At 59.2% G+C, this 22,618-nt stretch carries 20 protein-coding genes; 7 read left to right on the top strand and 13 right to left on the bottom strand.

All coding sequences use genetic code 11. From position 1 onward, the window contains the following. Positions 1 to 7: 7 nt before the first annotated feature. From B9Z40_RS03490 to B9Z40_RS03475, 4 genes are all read left to right on the top strand, one after another. Positions 8 to 2,062 (top strand): AAA domain-containing protein, encoded by a 2,055-nt coding sequence (locus B9Z40_RS03490; protein WP_233204769.1) that lies wholly within the window; start codon positions 8 to 10, stop codon positions 2,060 to 2,062. 100 nt (positions 2,063 to 2,162) lie between these two features. Then, positions 2,163 to 2,522: a type II toxin-antitoxin system RelE/ParE family toxin gene (locus B9Z40_RS03485; RefSeq protein ID WP_100171902.1), complete on the top strand. Its 360-nt coding sequence runs from the start codon at positions 2,163 to 2,165 to the stop codon at positions 2,520 to 2,522. Beyond that, positions 2,519 to 2,806 (top strand): helix-turn-helix transcriptional regulator, encoded by a 288-nt coding sequence (locus tag B9Z40_RS03480; RefSeq protein ID WP_100171901.1) that lies wholly within the window; start codon positions 2,519 to 2,521, stop codon positions 2,804 to 2,806. The genes B9Z40_RS03485 and B9Z40_RS03480 overlap by 4 nt, the downstream gene beginning before the upstream one ends. A 25-nt stretch (positions 2,807 to 2,831) precedes the next feature. Beyond that, complete coding sequence (locus B9Z40_RS03475; protein ID WP_199172481.1) at positions 2,832 to 3,041, top strand: C-terminal helicase domain-containing protein; 210 nt, start codon at positions 2,832 to 2,834, stop codon at positions 3,039 to 3,041. A 357-nt stretch (positions 3,042 to 3,398) separates the two neighbouring features. On the opposite strand, the gene B9Z40_RS03470 is transcribed toward B9Z40_RS03475, so the two are convergent. The 3 genes from B9Z40_RS03470 to B9Z40_RS03460 all read right to left on the bottom strand — a co-directional run bounded on the left by B9Z40_RS03470 (position 3,399) and on the right by B9Z40_RS03460 (position 7,976). Then, the gene (locus B9Z40_RS03470; protein WP_100171900.1) at positions 3,399 to 4,442 is read right to left on the bottom strand and encodes a hypothetical protein; all 1,044 of its coding nucleotides are present in this window, start codon (positions 4,440 to 4,442) and stop codon (positions 3,399 to 3,401) included. Between the two features lie 257 nt (positions 4,443 to 4,699). Continuing rightward, positions 4,700 to 7,489: a DNA methyltransferase gene (locus B9Z40_RS03465; RefSeq protein ID WP_100171899.1), complete on the bottom strand. Its 2,790-nt coding sequence runs from the start codon at positions 7,487 to 7,489 to the stop codon at positions 4,700 to 4,702. Between the two features lie 163 nt (positions 7,490 to 7,652). After that, positions 7,653 to 7,976 carry a DNA-binding protein gene (locus B9Z40_RS03460; RefSeq protein WP_100171898.1) on the bottom strand — a complete coding sequence of 108 codons (324 nt, stop codon included), beginning with the start codon at positions 7,974 to 7,976 and terminating at the stop codon, positions 7,653 to 7,655. Between the two features lie 293 nt (positions 7,977 to 8,269). Between B9Z40_RS03460 and B9Z40_RS03455 the strand changes: the two genes are divergently transcribed. Next, entirely contained in the window at positions 8,270 to 9,676 is a 1,407-nt protein-coding gene (locus B9Z40_RS03455; RefSeq protein ID WP_100171897.1) for a Fic family protein, read from the top strand. Between the two features lie 75 nt (positions 9,677 to 9,751). On the opposite strand, the gene B9Z40_RS03450 is transcribed toward B9Z40_RS03455, so the two are convergent. The 10 genes from B9Z40_RS03450 to B9Z40_RS03405 all read right to left on the bottom strand — a co-directional run bounded on the left by B9Z40_RS03450 (position 9,752) and on the right by B9Z40_RS03405 (position 19,585). Beyond that, entirely contained in the window at positions 9,752 to 10,804 is a 1,053-nt protein-coding gene (locus tag B9Z40_RS03450; RefSeq protein ID WP_100171896.1) for a histone deacetylase family protein, read from the bottom strand. After that, complete coding sequence (locus tag B9Z40_RS17410; RefSeq protein ID WP_100171895.1) at positions 10,801 to 11,241, bottom strand: DUF2384 domain-containing protein; 441 nt, start codon at positions 11,239 to 11,241, stop codon at positions 10,801 to 10,803. Before B9Z40_RS17410 ends, B9Z40_RS03450 begins: the two co-directional genes overlap by 4 nt. 197 nt (positions 11,242 to 11,438) lie before the next feature. Continuing rightward, positions 11,439 to 12,281, bottom strand: coding sequence for an enoyl-CoA hydratase-related protein (locus B9Z40_RS03440; protein ID WP_100172894.1), 843 nt, complete (start codon positions 12,279 to 12,281; stop codon positions 11,439 to 11,441). Further along, entirely contained in the window at positions 12,247 to 13,494 is a 1,248-nt protein-coding gene (gene dinB, locus B9Z40_RS03435; RefSeq protein WP_100172893.1) for a DNA polymerase IV, read from the bottom strand. Before dinB ends, B9Z40_RS03440 begins: the two co-directional genes overlap by 35 nt. 83 nt (positions 13,495 to 13,577) lie before the next feature. Next, on the bottom strand, positions 13,578 to 14,732 hold the full coding sequence (locus B9Z40_RS03430; RefSeq protein WP_100172892.1) for an alpha-hydroxy acid oxidase: 1,155 nt from the start codon (positions 14,730 to 14,732) through the stop codon (positions 13,578 to 13,580). 154 nt (positions 14,733 to 14,886) lie between these two features. Beyond that, positions 14,887 to 15,708, bottom strand: coding sequence for an NAD(P)-dependent oxidoreductase (locus B9Z40_RS03425; RefSeq protein WP_100171894.1), 822 nt, complete (start codon positions 15,706 to 15,708; stop codon positions 14,887 to 14,889). A gap of 8 nt (positions 15,709 to 15,716) precedes the next feature. Continuing rightward, a complete protein-coding gene (locus B9Z40_RS03420) occupies positions 15,717 to 16,481 on the bottom strand; it encodes an HpcH/HpaI aldolase/citrate lyase family protein (protein ID WP_100171893.1) in 765 nt (254 codons plus the stop codon). 32 nt (positions 16,482 to 16,513) lie between these two features. Next, on the bottom strand, positions 16,514 to 17,398 hold the full coding sequence (locus B9Z40_RS03415) for a 2-hydroxy-3-oxopropionate reductase (RefSeq protein ID WP_100172891.1): 885 nt from the start codon (positions 17,396 to 17,398) through the stop codon (positions 16,514 to 16,516). 32 nt (positions 17,399 to 17,430) lie between these two features. Beyond that, positions 17,431 to 18,768: a glucarate dehydratase gene (gudD, locus tag B9Z40_RS03410; RefSeq protein ID WP_100171892.1), complete on the bottom strand. Its 1,338-nt coding sequence runs from the start codon at positions 18,766 to 18,768 to the stop codon at positions 17,431 to 17,433. An 82-nt stretch (positions 18,769 to 18,850) separates the two neighbouring features. Beyond that, on the bottom strand, positions 18,851 to 19,585 hold the full coding sequence (locus tag B9Z40_RS03405) for a FadR/GntR family transcriptional regulator (protein WP_100171891.1): 735 nt from the start codon (positions 19,583 to 19,585) through the stop codon (positions 18,851 to 18,853). A 145-nt stretch (positions 19,586 to 19,730) separates the two neighbouring features. Between B9Z40_RS03405 and B9Z40_RS03400 the strand changes: the two genes are divergently transcribed. Continuing rightward, positions 19,731 to 21,017 (top strand): enolase C-terminal domain-like protein, encoded by a 1,287-nt coding sequence (locus B9Z40_RS03400; RefSeq protein ID WP_100171890.1) that lies wholly within the window; start codon positions 19,731 to 19,733, stop codon positions 21,015 to 21,017. Positions 21,018 to 21,031: 14 nt separating this feature from the next. After that, complete coding sequence (garD, locus tag B9Z40_RS03395) at positions 21,032 to 22,609, top strand: galactarate dehydratase (protein ID WP_199172480.1); 1,578 nt, start codon at positions 21,032 to 21,034, stop codon at positions 22,607 to 22,609. Positions 22,610 to 22,618 lie beyond the last annotated feature (9 nt).

Raw genomic sequence — 22,618 nt, 5'->3', positions numbered from 1 at the left:
TTCCCCTTTGCGTTCCCTTTTGGCCGACCAAGACCCCACCCCCACCGCACATCTTTCTGTTGAACACGAGTTGCGCCATGTGCGTGCCCTCATGCACCTTGAGCAACAGGAAGACCAGGCGCAGTTCAAGCTCAAAAACGCCAGTGCCAGCATCAAAGAGCGCCGTCGGCGTGGCCTGACTTGGTACCCCGTCACCATCACCCAAGAAGACATCGGGTTTGGCGGCAAGGTGGTGCTGGAGCTGGAGCGCCCGGCGCATCGGCAAGACCTGCATTTGTTTCAGGTGGGGGCGGCTGCCGCGCTGTTCAGCAGTGCGCCCGGCTATTCGGGGCCTGACCGGCCTGTGGTCAGTGGCGTGGTGACCCGCGTGCGGCGCAACAAGCTGTTGCTGGCCACCACCAAAGAAGCGCTGCCCGACTGGGTGCGGGACGGCAGCAATCTAAACGGAAGCACCCCAAACGGCAGCACGCTGGGCATTGACCTGACCTTTGACGAGGTGAGCTACCGCGAGATGAACCAGGCCCTGAGCGCGGTCATGGCCGCAAACGGCAACCGCTTGGCCGAACTGCGCGACGTGTTGCTGGGCGCTCAGGCAGCCCGCTTTCGCGAGCCCCAAGCCGACGACCTGTTTTACCCCAGTGCGCTCAACGACTCGCAACTGGCCGCTGTGCGCCATGTGGTCACGGCGCAAGACGTGGCCATCATCCACGGCCCGCCCGGCACGGGCAAAACCACCACGCTGGTGCAAGCCATTTTGGAAACCATCCGGCGCGAACGGCGCGTGCTGGTGTGCGCCCCCTCGAATACCGCCGTGGACCTGCTGACCGAAAAGCTGGCCGAGTGCGGTGTGAATGTGATCCGCCTGGGCAACCCCAGCCGCGTGTCGGAGCTGCTGCTAAAGCACACGCTGGATGCCGGGGTGATGGCCCACGCCAGCTACGCCAAGATGCACGCCATGCGCCAAACCGCTGAACAGCACCGCGAGACGGCCAGCGAACGCGTGCGCAACTTTGGTTTTGAAGAGCGACAGCGCCGCCAATGGCTCAAAGATGAAGCCCGCACGCTGCGCCAAGCCGCCGAAGATTTAGAGCGCTTCATGACCGAGGACGTGCTCGAATCGGTGCAGGTCATCACCTGCACGCTGGTGGGTGCCAGCAACCGCAATATTCGCCACCTGGGCTTTGAGACCGTCTTCATCGACGAAGCCGCTCAGGCCCTGGAGCCGGGTTGCTGGATTCCCATTGCCAAGGGCCAGCGCCTGGTGTTGGCGGGCGACCACCACCAGCTGCCGCCCACCGTGAAAAGCGAAAAAGCCGCCCGCGAAGGCCTGCGCGAAACCCTGTTTGAAAAGTGCATCCAGCGCCAACCTAACACGGCACGCATGCTGAAGGTGCAATACCGCATGCACGCGCACATCATGGGCTTCAGCTCCGAGAAGTTTTATGGCGGCCAACTGGTGGCGCACCCCAGCGTGCGCGACGCTGACCTAGCCGCTTATGACCCGCGCTTTAATGACCCACGCTTTGCACCCGACCTGCCAGTGGAATTCATCGACACGGCGGGCTGCGGTTATCAAGAACTGGCCATTCCCGAAAGCCGTTCAACCGCAAACCCCGAAGAAGCCCACTTGCTGTTGGAGCGCCTGGCGCAGCTGCTGGCGCTCGGCGAACCCACCGACCCAGATCAGCGCCCGCTCACCATTGGCGTGATTGCGCCGTACCGCGCCCAAATCAATTATTTGAAAGACGCCATCGAAGACAGCGCTGTGCTGAACGACTTGCTGCTGCAACGCAGACTCAGCGTGGGCACCGTCGATTCGTTTCAGGGCCAAGAGCGCGACATCATTGCCATCACCTTGACGCGCAGCAACCCCCAAGGCGAGATCGGCTTCCTGTCTGACATCCGCCGCATGAACGTGGGCATGACCCGCGCACGGCGCAAACTGCTGCTGGTGGGCGATTCGTCCACGCTGTGCAGGCATCCGTTTTTTGGGGAGTTGTTGGCTTATGTGAAGGGCGTGGGGGGATACCGCGCGGCGCATGAGATGGCCAAACAGGGCTGACCCGAGGATTGCTATTGCGGAGGTTGTCACGCTAAGCTAACGCATAAAAATTGCCTGCATGCTGACAAAGCATGGATGAAGCGAGACCTAGGGGAGCAGCATGAAAAAGCCAAAAGATAGCAAAAAGGCTATACTCGAATCCCAATGGACTGTGACCCTGCATCCACTGGCGGAGCGTGAATTGCAGACCATCCCAGCCGATATGCAAGCCCGGTTTTTGCACATCGGTGAAATGCTGGAAGAGCTAGGGCCGCAGCGTGTGGGCTTGCCGCACATCCGGCCACTTGAAAGCAAGCTGTGGGAAATGCGCATGACGGGCCGCGATGGTATTGCCCGTGCCGTTTACGCCGCCGTTAAGGGGCGCACTTTACTGGTGCTGCATGTGTTTATAAAAAAGACGCAGACCACACCACGAAGCGCGATTGAAACCGCATTGAAACGCTTGGAGGAATCGACGTGAAAAGCTTGAAAGACGTGAAAGCCCAACTGCTGGCCAACCCCGCCGTTCGCCAAGCCTATGACGCACAAGCGCCCGAGTTTGAGCTGGCCCGTGAACTGATTGCAGCGCGTATGAAAGCGGGCCTGACGCAAGGCGATGTGGCCGCACGCATGGGTACGACCCAAAGCGTGGTGGCACGCATCGAAAGTGGCAGGGGCACGCCATCCATGCGAACAGTCCAACGCTTTGCCAATGCTGTGGGAGCGCGTGCCGTGGTGCGCATGGAGCCTTTGACGGCTGCCTGACCATCAGCTGCAACGCCGGCTCAGCGTGGGCACTGTCGATTCGTTTCAGGGCCAAGAGCGGGACATCATTGCTATTACCTTGACGCTCAGCAACCCCCAAGGCGAGATCAGCTTTTTGTCTGACATCCGCCGCATGAACGTGGGCATGACCCGCGCACGGCGCAAGCTGCTGCTGGTGGGCGATTCGTCCACGCTATGTTGCCATCCGTTTTTAGCGAGTTGCTGGCTTATGTGAAGGGAGTGGGGGGCTATCGCACGGCGCGTGAGATGGGCAAACAGGCCTTAGTCGGTGATGGCTATTGCGGCGAAGAGGTCACGCGCATCTGTATTGAACGGGTTGGTTGTTCACTAGTTACGCTGACAGACCCTCAACGCGGTATTACCCAGCGATTAAAGGATGGGCCGCGGACGGTGCCAAATTTTCGAAAGCCAGTGGGGCATCTGACAGATCATCTGATTGATGACGTGGGCAGGTCCATAAATCTCTAACGAACTAGCTATCCGGGCGAGGAGCTGCCTAACGTGCGAACTGCCTAGCAGTAAATCAGGCCGGATCGTTTTGTACAAATCTATGCAGGTCAGATTAAAGATCTCAGACCATTGATAGCGAGCGCCGGTATTCATTTAACAGGCCAGCGCAAGTCAGGTCGTTACGAAGTAGAACTGAATTCGCACCAAGCCTATTCTTCAAAAGAGCGGTGATCTTAGATTTATCCGAGTCTGAAATGGCGAGTGCAGAGCCATATACCTCTTGATTCAGATCGTTAAAGTTTAGCTCCTTGGGGGCCAAAAGATCGATGTTCAAGCGGTGGTAGGCAAACCCTAGGAACACTACCCTCGGTGCCGAACGCACATGCTCTCTAAGCTCTACGATTTCGCTCGCATCTTCATTTTTTCCCTCGGTAAATGTTTTGATCTGCTTGGCAATAGTTATGAGGTTTCTGGCGTCTGGTTTTGTACCGAAGTCCACCCCTTGTGGGGTACCCCAATCATTTGATGACCCAACAGATCCATAAGGGTGGAAGATTTTCACCAGCTTAAGGTAAGACTTCGCCTCAACATCTGTAAGGAAGTAAGTTTTGCGGAGTGCAGATACCAAGAATTGCTCAAAGCACCTGTCGTAATTGAAGATTACGAGCACAACTAACGAAAGTCTTTTTGCGAGATCTTTGCGTCGGCAATTCTCGGTAAGTAATTGGAAAAATGTTGTATACCAAGTATCTTCAATTTTCGAGAAGTTGACAGTAGCATCTGCAAGTGTTCGATCAACTTGAAGCTTGCTTTTGTTCTCGGCATTCAAAATGCTCGACACAATAGCGAGCTTGCCGCATATCTCCAATAGCTCGTTGCCTGAATGGATATCGATAAAGTTGTCGATCGAAATGGCTAGTGGCATCCCTTCACGTATTTTGTGTGCCTCTTTCAAATATGGATTTATATCGCGACTCGGTGGTGTGTTGCCTTCAACCAAAACGCGAAGAGCATGGGTGATTTCGAAATCTCCGCCAACTTGCTGACTGAAATGCTCAAATCGAATATTCAAGCTGTCAGAGATGATTCTCTTCAACTCCGCGCCCACGGGCAACCCTACTTCTTTGCTTGCGCCAGCCCCTATAACAAATACAGTTTTTTTCATGCTCTTCTACCTAGTTTGATGTTCAGCAATAAATCATTTTTTGAAGCATGAACTTCTCATATATGGAGACATAAGCTCTGCGGGCAATCTCGCAGTGGGCTATTGATGAACAAAGTGTGAGCAGCCATCTGAAGTCGACAATTACTTAAATAGCTGTTTTGTGATTGACACACTTTTAGCAACAATCGCTGCAAATAAGTCATTCACTTCAATCGCCCACTTTCGGCGATAGGTCAATCCGGTCATATTTTTTAACTTCATCCAAGTTTGGTCTTGCTGGGTTTCTTGACCGCCGGTTTAGGCAGCAAGCTGGTGATGCGATGGTAAAGCTCGAACAGGAATGCTACGCGTTCGGCGTCGGAGGCGTAGGTCTTTTTGCCGCCGCTGGGTTGGTAGGCGGCGTCTACGGCGGTGTCTAGTTTTTGGTGGGCCCTGAGCAGGGCCGGGGGCATCGTCAGCGGGTAGTAGAGGTCGGCCAGTGACGAGCTTGCGAATTGGGCGCGGGCGTCGAGCACGCATTGGGCGGCTTGTTCGATGGCGGTGCGGTGTTTGTCGCTGAGTGGCTCGCCAGCGAAGCCGGGCCAGGGGTAGTTGTTGTAGACGATGGTGTTGGAGTAACGGAAATCACTTTTCAGTCGTCCGCAGGTGAAGCGCATGAAGGCGTTGTGCATGCTGCTGGTCATGATGCCGAAGTCAAAAAGCGTGGCGTCGGGTACGGCATAGACCAGATTGCTCACGATGACATGGGCATCCATGAAACCGATCGGCACATAGTTGCGCCGCTCCGACGAGACGCTGGGAATCAACAGGTAATTGTTTGCGGGTTGCCTGATTTTTTGGAATTGTGTGGGCGTACCTGCGTCTTGTTGCGTTTGTTTGTCTGCGCTGGCCAAGCGCATGGCTTTGACCGATTGCACGCGCTTCATGACTTCTGGCATCAGCCGCAGTTCTTTGGGCGGGCAGTCCACCAACCACAGACACCAACGCGCTGTTTTGTTGATGAATTCTTCTGCGCCCATAAAAGGGCGAATCCATGGCGCGGCTCGTGGTTCCGCCTTGATCAGGCTTTCTTTTTCGGCATCGTCCAGCAGCAAATGCCCACCATCTGTTGGTTTGCTGCCATTGGTCATCTCGGTCACTTGGCAAATGGGTGTGCGACGCTTGTTCAGCAACACATCTGGCGCATCCACCAAATACGCATTGATGCGCTTGGCAGGCACGGCATGCGGCAGGCCTTTGATGTCTTCGTATTCGTAAATGGTTTTGACGGCTTGGTCTTCGGGGCCAAAGCCCACGATCACGCAATGCACGGCGGCTTTGCCGCTGGCTTCGTTGCTCCACTGAAATGTGCGGTGCGCAAAGTGGGTGTGCATGCCCAGGCGCTGCATTTCGCCCCACAGTACGGCCACTTGTTCGCCTTGGGTAATGCTGTTGGTCGACACAAAGGCGGCTTGCGTGCCCATGCGGCCTTGCATGTATTGCGCGGCCAGCACGTACCAGCCGCACACAAAGTCCAGATCACCGGCGCCGTGTATGCCGTGCATCACGGCAGCCAGGTCGGCTTTTTGTTCTTTGCTTTGGTAGGTCTTGCCCAAGAACGGTGGATTGCCCAGCACATAGCTGCACCGCTCCGCAGGCAGCACCTCGTGCCAGTCCAGCTGCAGCGCGTTGGCGTGGCGGATTTGCGGTGAGCTTTTGAGCGGGATGCGGGCAAAGTACAGGCCAAATTCCACGCTCACGCGCAGGTTCATTTGGTGGTCCATCAGCCACAGGGCCACCTGCGCAATCTGTGCCGGAAACTCTTCGATCTCGATGCCAAAGAATTGGTCCACGTTCACGCCGATCAGGCCATGCACGTCCACCGTCAGCTGGCCTTTGTGGGCGCTCAGTTCGTGGTCGGCCCGCAGTACCTTCAGCTCCAGCTCGCGCAGCTCGCGGTAGCTGATGACCAAGAAATTTCCGCACCCACAGGCCGGGTCAAAAAACGTCAGCTGGCGCAGCTTTTTGTGAAACTCAAACAGCTTGTTGCGGTGCCCTTTGACACGCTCAAACTCGGCGTGCAGTTCGTCCAGAAACAGCGGCTTGATCAGCTTGAGGATGTTGGCCTCAGACGTGTAGTGCGCGCCCAGGTTGCGGCGGGCTTTCTCGTCCATGATGCTCAGGAACAAGCTGCCAAAAATCGCCGGGCTGAGGGCCGACCAGTCGAGCGCACAGGCGTCCAGCAGGGCTTCGCGCATGGCGGTGCTGAAGTCGGCCATGGGCAGGGTTTCTTCAAACAGGCGGCCGTTGATGTAGGCAAACTGGCCCAGTTGTTCGTCGATGTTTTTGCTGCGTTGGCTCTCGTGCGTGTTGAGCACCTGAAACAGTTGCCCCAAGCGCGGCCCCAGGTCCGAGCCGTCGGGCGCGGTGCGTTCTTCGACAAAGTCTCTGAACGATTGCGCGGGCTGAAAGATGCCCGTGTCGTCGGCAAACAAACAAAACAGCAGGCGCACCAGCAGCACCTCGAGCGCGTGGCCTTGGTAGCCTGAGGCTTTCAGGGCGTCGTGCAGGCGGCCCATGCGTTCGGCGGCCTTGATGTTGACCGGGTCTTCCGAACGAATGTCTTGCACCTTGTAGCCCGCCAGCAGGCCAAAGAGCTTGACGTGTATGTGCAGGTGCTTGAGTTCAAACTCGACCGTCTCGCCCGTGGCCAGGCGCCGCACCCGAAAGCGGGCAAAGTCGCACACCACCACCAACTGCGGCAGGTCGCGCTCGGGCAGGTTGTGCAGGTAGCCAATGGCTTGGTCCACCGCGTCGTCCAGGCTTTTGCCGCGCGACTTGTGCTCCACCAACAGCACGCCGGGCCAAAACAGGTCCACAAAGCCTTGTGCGCCGCCGAGCTTTTTGACGTTCAGCTCAAAGGTGGCGACGCGTTTGTTGGTGATGCCAAAGATTTCAAAGAAGTCGATCCAAAAGGGCTTGGCCTGGCTGTCTTCGTTGCAGGCGTCGGCCCAGGTTTTGCTGAAAAACAATGCCCTGGATTTGATTTCGTTCCAATTAAGACCCATTTGGTGCTCATAAAGTGAGCTTGGATGTTAAGGAAAAGTTCTCTGTTTTTTGGATTGATGAGTGCTGGGGGTGTAACTAAAGGGTCTGTGGCGGGGGTGGTTGGTTCAAAGGCGGGCAGTTGGACACTGGCCTGCGGAGTGCTTGTCAGGTCATTTTTTGGGTTTAAGCCAACTCGACCACGCGGACATCGAAAGTCACTTTGAGCCAATTTCTGATGGCGTCGAAGATGGCAGCCAGGTTGTCCATGCTGGGGTTGCCTTTGGGTGAAAGCATGCGGTGCAGACTCTTGCTGGGTTTGTGAGTCAGTTCGGCCAAGCCTTCAAACCCGACGGTGGCGTTGACCAAATCGCGCAGGATCAATCGCGCCGAATCGGGCTCACCGCTCAGAAACAGCGTGGCCGCTTCGTCGAGCAGTGCTTTGGCAAAAGCCGGATCACGCTGCACCCGTTCAACCACGGTTTGCCTGAAATCACGCGTCAAGGTCATGTTGACTTTCCTTTTTTGTTGACAGCCAAGGCCTTCTTTCTGGCTTGACTTGGGTCGCCGCTTCGTGATTTTATGGTAACACTTGTGTTACTTATTTTTGGCATAGCGATCAGCGCTGCGATCATTGTGGGAGCCCCGCCCTCGGGGCGATGTGTGGTGGTCTGCAAGTCTCCTTCGCGGCGAGGGCGCCGCTCCCACCAAAAAGCGCTTATGTAATCCATATCGGCCCGGATCAATGATTAGCCACATCATGGGTTGCAAAATTGGCGCGATAATTTATAATCGCGCCAATCATGTCAGACTTCAATACCCAACTTTTGATAGCTATTCAAGCCCAGCCAGATGGTCTGTCGCTTGCTCAGGCGTCTGAAAAATGGCCCGATGTGCCTCGCCGCAGCTTGCAAAGAGCTTTGGCAAAGTGGGTGGCAGAAGGCAAAATCGCGCCAGTTGGCAAGGCGCGTGCTACCCGTTATGTGGCTAATATTGAAATCGCGCTAAAAGTGTTGGCTTACGCTTTGCCCACTTCGGTCGGGTTGTCAGAGTCATCCACTTGGCGGGCCGAAGAAGAACTCTCCACGGGCCAGTGGCCGCTCTCGCCCGACAGCAAAGACATCCGGGCCTATCTGGCCCAGCCCTGGAGCACGCGCAAACCCGTGGGTTACCAGTCTGAGTTTTTGCAGGCCTACCAGCCCAACGTCACGTTTTATCTGCCCCAGCCTGTGCGGGCGCAGTTGCACCGCATGGGCCGCACCGGGCCGGGGCCGCAACCGGCGGGCACCCATGGCCGCGCCGTGCTTGACCGTTTGTTGATCGATTTGTCTTGGGCGTCCAGCCACCTGGAGGGCAACACCTACACGCGCCTGGACACCCGCGCCCTGATCGCCCACGGCCAGCAGGCGCAAGGCCATGGCGTGACCGAGACGCAGATGATCCTGAACCACAAGGCCGCCATCGAGTTGCTCATGGACAACGTGGCCGCGCCACAGCTGAGCCGCTATGTGCTGATGAACCTGCACAGCGCCTTGTCAGAAAACCTGCTCGAAAGTCCCGAGGACGAAGGCCGCTTGCGCCTGCACCCGGTGCAAATTGGGCAAAGCAATTACCAGCCGCCATCGGGCCAGTTGCTCATCGGCACTTTGCTGGATGAAGCGCTGGCCAAATTCAACGCCATCCAAGACCCGTTTGAGCAGTCGTTTTTTGCCATGGTGCACCTGCCGTATTTGCAGCCCTTTGCCGACTGCAACAAGCGCACGTCGCGCCTGCTGGCCAACTGGCCGCTGCTGCGGGCGAACCTGTGCCCGCTCACGTTTTTGGGCGTGTCGCAGGACTGGTACACCGCTTCGGTGCTGGGTGTGTACGAGATGAGGCGCGTGGAGTTGCTGCGCGACCTGTTCATGTGGGCCTATGAGCGCTCGACCAAGGAATACCTGACCGCCAAGTCCAGCGTGGTCGAGCCCGATGTGCTGCGCCTGACTTACCGCGACGCCATTCGCCACATCGTCAAAGCCGTGGTGCAAAACCCCGAGCAAGACCCGCTGGCGCTGGTGGCCGATCAAGTGTTACTGGCTGCGCCTGGGCCAGATCGTGAAAACGTTCGGGCTTTGGTCATGCAAGAGCTGAGGCGTTTGCACGAAGGCGTGTTGGCTCGCTATGGCCTGCGCCCCGCAGAGCTGGAGCGCTGGCGCAGCATTCAGGGGTGACAAACCCCTGCACAGCGTCTGAATTTTGTAGGAGCCCACCCCTGGGGGCGAATGCTGGCATCACCGCTGTCGGCCTCAATGGCCAAGACCTTCCAGCACATTCACCGTGTTCACGCCCAAATCTGCCGCAGCGTAGCCACCTTCGAGCGTGAGCACCGTCGGCAAACCCAACTCCGAAATCGCTCGGCCGACCTGCAGGTAGTCCGCACTGCGCAACTTGAAGCCCGAGATCGGGTCGCCCTCAAAAGTGTCCAGCCCCAGCGGCACCACCAGTGCCTGCGGCGCAAAGTCGCTCACGGCTTGCATGGCGGATTGCAGCGCGGCCCACCAGGCTTCAAACCCGGTGCCGCGTGGCAGCGGCAGGTTGAGGTTGAAGCCCTCGCCAGCCCCATAGCCACGTTCGTCTGCATGGCCCAAAAAGAAGGGGTATTCGGTGCGCGGATCGCCGTGGATGGACGCCGTGAACACATCGCTGCGCTCGTAAAAGATGGTTTGTGTGCCGTTGCCGTGGTGGTAGTCCACATCCAGCACGGCCACGCGCTGCAGTCCGCCGTCGCGCAAGGCCTGCGCGGCCACGGCGGCGTTGTTGATGAAGCAATAGCCGCCCATGTAGTTGGGCCCCGCATGGTGGCCCGGTGGCCGGGTCAGCGCCATGGCAAAGCGCTCGCCCGCCAGTACCGCTTGCGCGGCGGCAAGCGCACAGGCCGCGCCCTCGCGTGCGGCGGCCCAGCTCCCCGCCATCAAGGGCGTGCCCGAGTCAAACGCGAATTGCCCCAGCCTCGCCGCAAAGTTGAGCGGCGGCACATCGGTCCGAAAGCCGTGCTTGGAGGCCAGCGGCCAGACCGAGGGCAGGGCGTCCACATTGGAATTGGCCGGGTCCAGCGCCACCCAGTCGCGCCAAGCGTGCGCCAAAAAGTCCAGATAGTCAGCGCTGTGCACTTGACGCAAAGCCGCGTCCAACGGCAGGTCGGCTGCTGGTTGCAACAGCGTGCCCACAGGCCGTCGCACCAGTTCGTCCAGCACATGCTGCAAGCGCTGCGGCACTTCGTGGCAATCGACCAAGCGGCCCCGGAACATTTCCTGGCGGCCTGAGTGCTCGGCGTGGCGGGTGTTGTGGAAGATTTTCATGGGCTTGATGGGTCAAAGGATGTTGATCTGCTGCCATGCCAGTGGGTCATGAAGTCCAGGACTTTCTGACCATCTTTTTCGTTGCTGAGCATGTCCAGGGGGAGTGCTTGGCCCCAGTAGGGGTTGGGTTGCTGTAGCCACTTGTAAACATCGCTCGACTTCATGCCGTTGGCGCTGCTGATTTGCAGCGCTTGTGCGATGAGATCTGGACGCGGATACCAAGAAATGGGCTTGGTGTAAGGGCGTCTGGTGGTGAAATACTTGATGCTCAGATTTTCAAGGTCAGGCCGCAGTTGCACGCCGTTTGACTGGGCTGTGATGGATGGAAGCACCTTGTATTTGAACAACTTCACCAGGTCAAGCCATTTGTGGCTTGTGCCCTTCAGGCAGCCGTAATAAAAGTTGTAGCCGTCGATGTAAACGCGGGTACGAAGCAAAAGGGCCCCCTGAAACGAAAAAACCGGCTTTCGCCGGCTTTTTCCCCCGTGCCCCAGATGGTCATGCCACGCTAAGAGCTCGGGTTAGTTGTTGACGAAATTATGCCGCAATTTTTGATGATGTCTTCTCAGGGGTAATCATCCTGCAAAAATTAAACTTTTGGATTGTTTATTTAAGGGTGAGGTGCCCAAGTCCTTCACCCAAATTCCCGAAACCCCTTGAGCGGCGGCAGCGGCGCAAAGTTCGCTTCGCGTTTTTGTTGCATGGCGCTGATGGCTTCGCGCACGTTGGCGTTGCTCCAGATCGCTCCTTGCAGCCAGCCCATGTGGCGCAGGCTGTCTTCGGTGCTGTGGTCGCGGGCGTAGTGCAGCACTTGCTTGGTGCCCCAGATGGCCACGGGTGGTTTGCTGGCGATTTCTTTGGCAGCTTGCAGGGCGGCGGCCACGGTGGCTTCGTGGGTGGGCAGCACCTCGTTCACCAAGCCGTGGGCCAGCGCTTTGTCGGCACTCAGGCGGCGGCCCGTGTAGGCCAGTTCTTTGACCAAGGCCATGGGCAATAACTTGGGCAAGCGTTGCAGAGTGCCCACGTCGGCAACCATGCCGATGTTGATTTCTTGGATGCAGAAGAACGCATCGGCCGAGGCATAGCGCATGCAGCAGGCGGTGACCATGTCCACCGCGCCGCCAATGCAGCCGCCGTGGATGGCTGCGATCACCGGGATGCGCAGTTCTTCGAGCAGGGTGAAGGTGTGCTGCATATCGGTCAGCAGGTCGTACACCGCAGAGCGGCCTTCGGCGCTGGTGTCGTCCATCTGGATGGCGCTGCCGAAGGTTTGCAGGTCCATGCCCGCGCTGAAGTGTTTGCCCGTGCTCGAGATCACCAGCGCCCGGGCGGTGCCTGCTTTGTGGATGTCGGTCAGCACCTCGTGCAGTTCGCGCCAGAAGGTGGGGTGCATGGTGTTCATCGCCTCGGGGCGGTTCATCACCAAATGGGCAACGTGGCCTTCAGTCGTCAAAGAAAAGCAGTTGAGTTTGTCCATGGTCATTCGCTTGGGGTGGTGGGGTGGCAATGGCTTCACTGTAAGACGCACCCGTGGCAGGCGCTGTCCCCGCCTTGACCAACGACCCCACCCGCACGCCCAGCAACCGAATGCGGCGTGACAAGTCCACGCGCTTGAGGCATTGGCCAGCCAATTGGCGGATGCGTTTGGCGTCTGCGGTGTAGCCGTCAATGCTTTGGTCGCGGGTCACGGCCTGGAAGTTGTCGTACCGCAGCTTGATGCCGATGGTTTTGCCTTCGTAGCCTTTGCGCTGCAAATCGGCGGCCACTTGTTCGCACAGCCGGGTGAAGACGGCCCCGAGCTCTTCGCGGTCGCGTACGGCGTGCAGGTCGCGCTCGAATGTCGTTTCGCGGCTCATGCTGACGGGTTCGCTTTCGGTCTCTACCGGGCGGTCGTCTCGGCCCCAAGCTGCTTCGTGCAGCCAAGCTCCGTAGCTTTTGCCAAAGTTTTCAATCAGCCAGTGCAGCTCACGCGCCGCCAAGTCGCCGATGGTGTGGATGCCAAAGCCCTTGAGCTTTTCATCGGCCTTGGGACCCACGCCGTTGATCTTGCGGCAAGCCAGGGGCCAGATGAGGGTCTGTAGGTCAGCCTCGTGCACGATCGAGATGCCGTTCGGCTTGTTGAACTCGCTGGCCATCTTGGCGATCAGCTTGTTGGGCGCCACGCCCACCGAGCAGGTCAGGCCTGTGGCCTCAAAAATACTTTTCTGGATCAGCCGCGCCAACACGCGCCCGCCTTCGCGTTGGCCACCGGGCACCTCGGTGAAGTCGATGTAAACCTCGTCCACCCCCCGGTCCTGCATGATAGGGGCGATGTCGGTGATGATGCTTTTGAAGGTACGCGAAAAGTGCCTGTAGCGGTCAAAGTCCACAGGCAGCAAGAGCGCTTGCGGGCAGAGCTTGGCGGCTTTCATCAGCCCCATGGCAGAGCCGATGCCAAACTGCCGCGCCGCATAGGTGGCGGTGGTGATCACGCCGCGCCCGGTGTAGCCCTCGATACGCGGGAAAAAATCGACCGGGATGCGGTCCAGCCGCTCGGCAAAAGTCTCTTCGGTCCACTCGCCTTCAGGGTAAGCCGCTTGCAGCTTGCTCAGCAGGTCGTCTTCTTTGCGGCGTCCGCCGCCAATGACCACTGGCAAGCCCTTGAGCTGCGGGTAGCGCAGCAACTCGCAAGACGCGTAAAACGCGTCCATGTCGAGGTGGGCGATGCGCCGGGGCAGCGGTGGTGAGGGTGTGGTGTCGGTCACCCTTGAAGCATAGCGCGAGCCGTCAGCGCTCAGGCTTTGGGGTAGGTGCCCGGCAACAAGATGTTGGTGTTGACGTTCTGGATGTTGGTGTGACCGCAAAAGGCCATGGTCACGTCCAGCTCTTTGTGGATGATTTGCAGCGCTTTGGTCACGCCTTCTTCGCCCATGGCGCCCAGGCCATAGACCATGGCACGGCCAATCATGACGCCCTTAGCGCCCAGCGCCCAGGCCTTGAGCACGTCTTGGCCGCTGCGGATGCCGCCGTCCATCCAGACTTCAATCTGGTCGCCGACAGCCGCCACGATGGCGGGCAAGGCTTCGATGCTGCTGGGGGCGCCGTCGAGCTGGCGGCCGCCGTGGTTACTCACCACAATCGCGTCGGCACCGCTGGCCACGGCCAGCTTGGCGTCTTCCACGTCCATGATGCCCTTCAAGATCAGCTTGCCGCCCCATTGCTTCTTGACCCAAGCGATGTCTTCCCAGTTGAGGGTTGGGTCAAACTGTTCGTTGGTCCATGAGGCCAGCGACTTCATGTTGGTCACGGATTTGACGTGGCCCACCAGGTTGCCAAAGGTGTGTCGTTTGGTGCCAGCCATGCCCAGGCACCAGCGTGGCTTGGTCATCAGGTTGATGATGTTGGCAATGGTGGGGCGGGGGGGCGCGGACAAGCCGTTTTTGATGTCTTTGTGGCGCTGGCCAATCACCTGCAAATCGAGTGTGAGCACCATGGCGCTCACGTTGGCGGCTTTGCAGCGGTCGATCATGCGGGCCATGGAATCGCGGTCGCGCATCATGTAGAGCTGAAACCAGAACGGCGCTTGGGTGTGGGCCGCAATGTCTTCAATCGAGCAGATGCTCATGGTCGACAGGGTGAAGGGGATGCCGAACTTCTTGGCGGCCATGGCGGCGTGCATTTCACCATCGGCGTGCTGCATGCCCGTGAGGCCCACGGGGGCGATGCAAACGGGCATTTTGGTGTCGATGCCGACCATCTTGGTGGCGGTGGTGCGGTTTTCCATGTTCACGGCCACGCGCTGGCGCAGCTTGATCTTATGGAAGTCCGTCTCGTTGGCGCGGTAGGTGCCCTCGGTCCAAGAGCCGCTGTCGGCGTAGTCATAAAACATGCGCGGCACGCGCTTTTCGGCCAGAACGCGCAGGTCTTCGATGTTGGTGATCACGGGCATTTTTGTCTCCTGCTGGGGGTAGAGCGATTTTTGAAAGTTGCCCATCGTAGCCGCAGGCCTTGCCGGTCGCTGTGAAACTTGAGACAGCCCTTTTGAAATTTATTGTGGGGCCGCTGGGTAAACGCTCCCCAGAGCAGGCTTGGGGGGCGTGTGCTTAGCCGTGGGGCGTGGCCTTGACGAAGGCGCCGCCTTGGTAAATGGCGGCTGGATCATGCTGGTCGATGGTTTGCTGGCGGGCTTCGACGGCAGGGCGGAAACCATCGGACGAATCCAACGGCCGGTAACCGATGTGTTTGGCGTGGGTGTTGTCCCACCAGGTGGTTTGGTTGTCCGACATGCCGTAGATGATGCTGTGGCCCACGATGGGGGCGGTGAGGGCGGCCACCACCAGGCGTTCCAAGTCATCGTGGCTCAGCCAGGTGGCGAGCATGCGGCGGTCTTTGGGTTCGGGGGTGGAGGAGCCGATGCGGATGCTCACCGTTTCGATGCCCCAGCGGTCCCAGTACATCTGCGCCACGTCTTCGCCAAACGCTTTGGACAAGCCGTAAAAGCCGTCGGGCTTAGGCGACATGCGGGTGTTGACGACTTCGTCTTGGCGGTAAAAACCCGTCACATGGTTGGAGCTGGCAAACACAATGCGCTTCACACCTTGTAAGCGGGCAGCTTCATACAGATTGACCATGCCCGCGATGTTGCTGGCCAGGACCATCTCCCAGGGCTGTTCGGTGGACACGCCGCCCAAGTGCACCACTGCGCTCACTTGGTGAAGCAAGTCCAGCACCTGGTCTTTGTTTTCCAAAGCCGTGATCTGAACCTCTTCACCCTCAATGGCCGGGCTCAGATCGGCGCGATCGCTCAGGCGCAGCACATCACAGTAGGCTTTGAGGCGAGGGCGCAGTTCGCGGCCCAAATAACCGGCTGCGCCCGTGAGCAATAGCCGGTGAAAGCGCAGGGTTGATGCAGGCGTGGTCAACATGGCGGTTCTCAAGCCTTGAAACGGCCAGCCAATGCCGTGGCGCTGTCGCGCAGCACGTTTTGGTCAGCACCCACGGCCACAAACAGGCAGCCTTGGTCCACGTAGTGTTTGGCCAGGGCTTCATCGCCCGTCAAGATGCCCGCAGCCTTTCCGCAGGCCTTGATGCGTGCGATGGATTCGTCAATGACCTTGAGCACCTCGGGGTGCTTGGGGTTGCCCAGGTGGCCGAGCGCTGCCGACAAGTCGCCGGGGCCGATGAACACACCGTCCACGCCGTCCACGTTGGCAATGGCTTCGATGTTTTGCAGGCCCAACACGGTTTCGACCTGAAGCAGCACACAAATCTCTTCGCTGCTGTGTTGGGCATAACCCTTTACGCGGCCATAGTGGCTGGCGCGGGGTGCACCCGCATAACCGCGCACGCCGTGGGGCGGGTAGCGGGTGTAGGACACCGCTTGTTGGGCTTCTTCTTCGGTCTGGATGTAGGGCACCAGCAGGGTTTGCACGCCCACATCGAGCAAGCGCTTGAAGGTCACCATGTCGTTCCACGGTGGGCGCACGATGGGGGTGGTCGGGCTGCCTTTCATGGCTTGCAATTGCGCCACGATTTCCGTCAGGTCGTTCGGGGAGTGCTCCATGTCCAGCAGCAGCCAGTCAAAGTTGCAATGCGCCAGGATTTCGGTGCTGATGTTGCTGCACAGGTGCGACCACAGGCCAATTTGCTTTTGGCCGGACTGGATGGCGTGTTTGAAATGGTTGATGGGCATGTCCATGGTGTTTGTCTCTTGAGAGGAATGGGGGGTGTTCAGTTGCCTGCAACCTGGAAATTGGCCGCGATCTCGAGTGCTCGCACGATGCCGGAGTGGTCCCATGCTGCGCCGCCATGCGCCACGCAGGTGTTCATCAGTTGCTGAGCGTTGGCCGTGTTGGGCAGGCTCAGGCCCATGGCCTTGGCGCCTTCCAGTGCCAAGTTCAGGTCTTTCTGGTGCAACTCGATGCGGAAGCCCGGGTTGAAGGTGCGCTTGATCATGCGCTCGCCATGCAACTCCAGAATGCGGCTGGTGGCCAAGCCGCCCATCAGGGCTTGGCGCACTTTGGCCGGGTCGGCACCGGCTTTGGCGGCAAACAAGAGTGCTTCGCCCACGGCCTCAATGTTGAGCGCCACGATGATTTGGTTGGCCACTTTGCAGGTCTGGCCGCTGCCGTTGTCACCGATCAGGGTGATGTTCTTGCCCATCAACGCGAACAAGGGTTGCACTTTGTTGAAGGTCGACTCGCTGCCGCCGACCATGATGGTCAGGCTGGCCGCTTTGGCGCCCACTTCGCCGCCAGACACTGGAGCATCCAGATAGTCACAACCCAATGCGTTGATCTTGGCTGCGAAGGCCTTGGTGGCGATGGGCGAGATGGAGCTCATGTCCACCACCGTTTTGCCTGCGCTCAAGCCTTGGGCAACGCCCTTGTCGCCAAACAGCACGTCTTCCACATGCGGGGTGTCGGGCACCATGGTGAAAATGATGTCGGCTTTTTGTGCAACTTCGGCCGGGCTGGAGCAGGCTTTGGCGCCTTGTTCGAGCACGGCAGCAGGCACGCCGCTGCGCGAAAAAGCAAAGACTTCGTGGCCGCCCGCGAGCAGGTGCCCAGCCATGGGTACGCCCATGATGCCCAAGCCAATGAATCCGAGTTTCATGGTGTTTCCTTTGAAATGAATCGCCCGGGTGCTCAGCGCACCATACAAGGCATTTTGTTGTTGAATTTCCAACCGGGGATCAGGTATTGCATGGCGATGGCGTCATCGCGAGCACCCAGGCCGTGTTGTTGGTAGAGCTGGTTGGCTTGCATCACCGCATCCATGTCCACCTCAATGCCCAAGCCAGGCTTGGCGGGCACATCGACATAGCCGTCTTTGATTTGCAGCGGGTCTTTGGTGAGGAACTGGCCGTCTTGCCAAATCCAGTGCGTGTCAATCGCCGTGACTTTGCCCGGTGCTGCCGCAGCGCACTGGGTGAACATGGCGAGCGAAATGTCGAAATGGTTGTTGGAGTGCGAGCCCCAGGTCAAGTCATACATCTGGCACAACTGCGCCACGCGCACCGAGCCTTGCAGCGTCCAGAAATGCGGGTCGGCCAGCGGGATGTCGACCGACTGCAGTTGGATGCTGTGGGCCATCTCGCGCCAGTCGGTGGCCACCATGTTGGTGGCCGTCAGCAAGCCCGTGGCACGGCGGAATTCGGCCATGACCTCGCGGCCCGAGAACACGCCTTCTGCGCCGCACGGGTCTTCGGCATAAGCCATGGTGCTGCGGTGATCGCGCAAAAGGCGAACGGCGTCTTTGAGCAGCCAGCCGCCATTGGGGTCGAGCGTGATGCGGGCCTTGGGAAAGCGCTCGTGCAGGGCCACCACGGCCTCGACTTCTTCTTCGCCGCGCAGCACACCGCCCTTGAGTTTGAAGTCTTGAAAGCCATAACGGGCTTGCGCGGCTTCGGCCAAGCGCACCACGGCTTCGGCCGTCATGGCTTTTTCGTGGCGCAGGCGCAACCAGTCGTCGGCTTGGTCGGGCTCGCTTTTGTACGCCAGGTCGGTCTGCTGGCGGTCGCCCACATAAAACAGATAGCCCAGCATTTGCACACGGCTGCGTTGCTGCCCATCGCCCAGCAGGGCGCACACGGGCACGTTCAGGTGCTGGCCCAGCAAATCCAGCAAAGCCGACTCCACGGCGGTGACGGCGTGGATGGTGGTGCGCAGGTCAAAGGTTTGGTTGCCGCGGCCGCCGCTGTCGCGGTCGGCAAACTGCTGGCGCATGGCGTTCAGCACTTGGTTGTAATTGCCAATCGGCTGGCCTTCGACCAACGGGCGGGCGTCTTCCAGCGTTTGGCGGATTTTTTCGCCACCGGGCACTTCGCCCAGGCCCGTGTGGCCAGACGAGTCGGTCAGGATGACGATGTTGCGGGTGAAGAAGGGGCCGTGAGCGCCGCTGAGGTTCATCAGCATGCCGTCGTGGCCCGCCACAGGAATCACCTGCATGCGCGTGACAACAGGGGTAGGGAAGGTCTGGGGCATGGCGAAAATGTCGGTTGATTTAACAGACATCGTACAACTTAAACCGCCATGGTGTGATGCGTGTTAACCCTTGGCGCGAGCGTCAGTGGTGACTCGAGGCGCCTTTTTTGTGCCGGTCACGGCTGTTGGACAGGTGGGTGCGCATGGCAGCGCGAGCCGACTCGGCATCTTGTGCGGCAATGGCGTTCAAAATGTTTTCGTGCTCTTGGTGCACACGCCGCAAATAAGCCAATCGTGTCGCGTCGACGACGGGGGCCGTCTCCAGCCTTGCCCGGGGAATCGACTGCGCACCCAGTGAGTTCATCATGTCGGCAAAGTGGTTGTTTTGTGTGGCGCGTGCAATTTCGTGGTGAAACTGGAAGTCGGCAGCAATCGCATCGCGGCCTTCTTCGATGGCCCCCGAAAATGCGTTCATGGCTTCTTGCATGACGCGCAAATTCCCGTCTGTGCGCCTGACAGCAGCCAGAGCCGCAGCTTCTGTCTCAATGCTGATGCGCAATTCGAGCAGGGCGATCACATCGTGCAGGGTGCTCAGCTGGCCAGGGTTCACGCGAAATGAAGGTGACTCCGATTGCGCCAGCACAAAGGTGCCAATGCCGTGACGGGTTTCCACCAGGCTGGCGGCTTGCAGTTTGGAGATGGCCTCGCGAACCACGGTGCGGCTCACGCCAAAGCGCTCCATGATGGCCGCTTCGGTGGGTAATTTCTGGCCACTTTGTAAGCTGCCGTTTTGTATGTCTGCGCTCAGCTGATCGACCAGTTCGTAGGTCAGGCTGCGCGATTTGCGCTTTTCGGGGGCGACTTCCGGGGTGTTCATCGGGTAAATACGCATTCCTGTTTAAAGAACGGCTCACATAATCATCTTGTACGACAACTGATCACATAAGGCATTTGAAGGCAATGTATCAGAACATCGCAGATCACCATCACTTTTTTGATGAAACAGGACCCGTATTTTTGTGATGCCCTTAGCCATACGCCACGTTCGCATCACGCCCATCGCGTTCCGTGATCCGCCGCTGCTCAATGCGGCGGGCATCCACGAGCCATGGGCTTTGCGCTCGATCATCGAGATCGAAACGGCCTGCGGGCGCGTGGGCATCAACGAGACCTATGGTGACCAGTCCATGCTCGATGTGCTGGCCAAAGCCGCACCGGCTTTGCAGGGCCTCTCGCCCTGGGACCTCAACACCATGGAGACCCGAGTGGCCGCGCTGGTGGCGCCGGGCCAAAACGCTTCGGAGTTTTTGGGTGAACAAATTTCGTTGGCGCCCGGCACCCATGTGTCCAAGAACGTGGCCAAGGTCATCAGCGCTTTTGAGGTGGCCATGCTCGATTTGCAAGGCCAACTGGCTGGCGCCCCGATCGTGGATTTGCTGGGCGGCGCTGCGCGAGACACCGTGCCATTCAGCGCCTACTTGTTTTTCAAATACGCCGAACACATTGACAAGCCTTACAGCGCTGATGCCTATGGCGAAGGCCTGAGCCCCGAACAAATGGTGGCCCAGGCTCGGCACATGATCGCCCAATATGGCTTCAAGAGCATCAAGCTCAAAGCGGGCACCTTGCCGCCTGAGCAGGAGGTGGCGGCGCTGCTGGCACTGGCCCAAGCTTTTCCGGGGGCACCCCTGCGCATCGACCCCAATGCCAACTGGACCGTGGCCACCAGCCTCAAGGTGGTCGAGCAACTGCGCGGCGTGTTGGAGTATTACGAAGACCCTGCGCCTGGGCTGGACGGCATGGCCGCGATTGCCCGGCAATGTGACGTGCCCTTGGCCACCAACATGGTGGTGACGGACTACAAAGAGTTTGCTGAGAACGTGCGCCTGGGCTGCCCAGTGCGCATTGTGCTGTCTGACCACCATTATTGGGGTGGCCTGCGCACCACGCAGCAGCTCTCGCGCCTTTGCCAGACCTTTGACATGGGCCTGTCCATGCACTCCAACTCGCACCTGGGCATCAGCCTGACGGCGATGACACATCTGGCCGCTTCTGTGCCGCATTTGGCCTACGCCTGTGACACCCATTACCCCTGGCAAGACGACGAGGTGGTTCAGGGTGGTCGCCTGAATTTTGAAAACGGCAGCCTGCGTGTGCCGCGCACACCGGGCCTGGGTGTCACCATCGACCCAGAGGCGCTGGCCCGCTTGCACAACAACTACGTGCATTGCGGCATTCGCAACCGCGATGACTTGGGACAAATGCGCAAATACGACCCCAGTTTCACGGGCAAACAGCCCCGCTTTTGAGACCTTTGACTGACATGAACACACCCATTCGCCCTTTGGCCATCCGCATGCACCCGGATGACAACGTGGCCATCATTGCCAACGACAGTGGTTTGCCTTCAGGCACGGTCATGCCCGAAGGTCCTGCAACCGGTCTGGTGTTGCTTGACAAAGTCCCGCAGGGCCACAAGGTGGCTTTGACCGACATCGCTGCGGGTCAGGCCGTGCTCCGCTACAACGTGCCCGTGGGGTACGCCCGCGAATCCATTGCAGCAGGTCGCTGGGTGCATGAGCGTTTGCTCGACATTCCGGCTGCACGCGAGCTGCAAGGTTTGCCCATGGCCACCCAGCCCGCACCGGCCTGGCCACCGCTCGAGGGCCATACCTTTGAAGGCTATGTGAATGCCGATGGCTCGGTCGGCACGCGCAACCTGCTGGCCATCACGACCACGGTGCAATGTGTGGCGGGTGTGGTCAAGATTGCGGTGGAGCGCATTGAGCACGAGTTGCTGCCGCTTTACCCGAATGTGGACGGCGTGGTGGGTCTGGAGCACAGTTACGGCTGTGGTGTGGCCATTGACGCGCCAGGCGCCGAGATCCCTATCCGCACCCTGCGCAACATCAGCCTGAACCCTAATTTTGGCGGCGAGGTCATGGTGGTCAGCTTGGGTTGCGAAAAGTTGCAGCCCTCGCGCCTCTTGCCACCTGGCAGCTTCCCGATCCACGATAGCCGTGACAAGGCGCAAGGCCCCGATCTGGTGTGCCTGCAAGATGATGAGCACGTCGGCTTCATGTCCATGATCGACAACATCGTGCAACGAGCCAAACCCCACTTGGAACGCTTGAATGCTCGCAAGCGCCAGACAGTGCCCGCGAGTGCGCTGGTGGTAGGGGTTCAGTGTGGTGGCAGCGACGCGTTTTCTGGCGTGACCGCCAACCCGGCGGTGGGCTACATGGCTGACCTGATCGTGCGCTCGGGCGGCACGGTGATGTTTTCTGAAAACACCGAAGTGCGTGATGCGGTGGAGCAGCTCACCAGCCGCTCAGCTACACATGCAGTGGCCGAAGATGTGGTGCGCGAACTCGGTTGGTACGACCAATACCTCGACCGTGGCCGTGTGGACCGCACGGCCAACACCACGCCGGGCAACAAGGCGGGCGGTTTGTCCAACATTGCTGAAAAAGCCATGGGCTCGATCATCAAAAGTGGCAGCGGCGCCATTGCGAGCGTGCTCGCGCCCGGCGACAAGCTCAAGCCAGATCAAAAAGGCCTGGTGTTCGCGGCCACGCCTGCCAGCGATTTCATCTGCGGCACTTTGCAACTGGCCGCTGGCATGAATGTGCATGTGTTCACCACAGGCCGGGGCACACCCTATGGCCTGCAAGCCTGCCCAGTGGTCAAGGTGGCTACCCGCAGTGACTTGGCACGCCGCTGGCACGACCTGATGGATTTCAACGCGGGTCAGATCGCCGATGGCGAGATGACGATTGAAGACGCTGGCTGGGCGCTGTTTCGCATGCTGCTCGAAACCGCCAGCGGCAAAAGAACCTGGGCTGAGCACTGGAAGCTGCACAACGCGCTGGTGCTTTTCAACCCGGCTCCGATCACCTGAAAACCCAAG

Source organism: Limnohabitans sp. 15K (assembly GCF_002778285.1).
In the GTDB taxonomy this organism is placed as follows: domain Bacteria; phylum Pseudomonadota; class Gammaproteobacteria; order Burkholderiales; family Burkholderiaceae_C; genus Limnohabitans_A.
The sequence above is the reverse complement of the archived record's forward strand: the minus strand, read 5'-3'. Positions and strand labels throughout refer to the sequence as shown.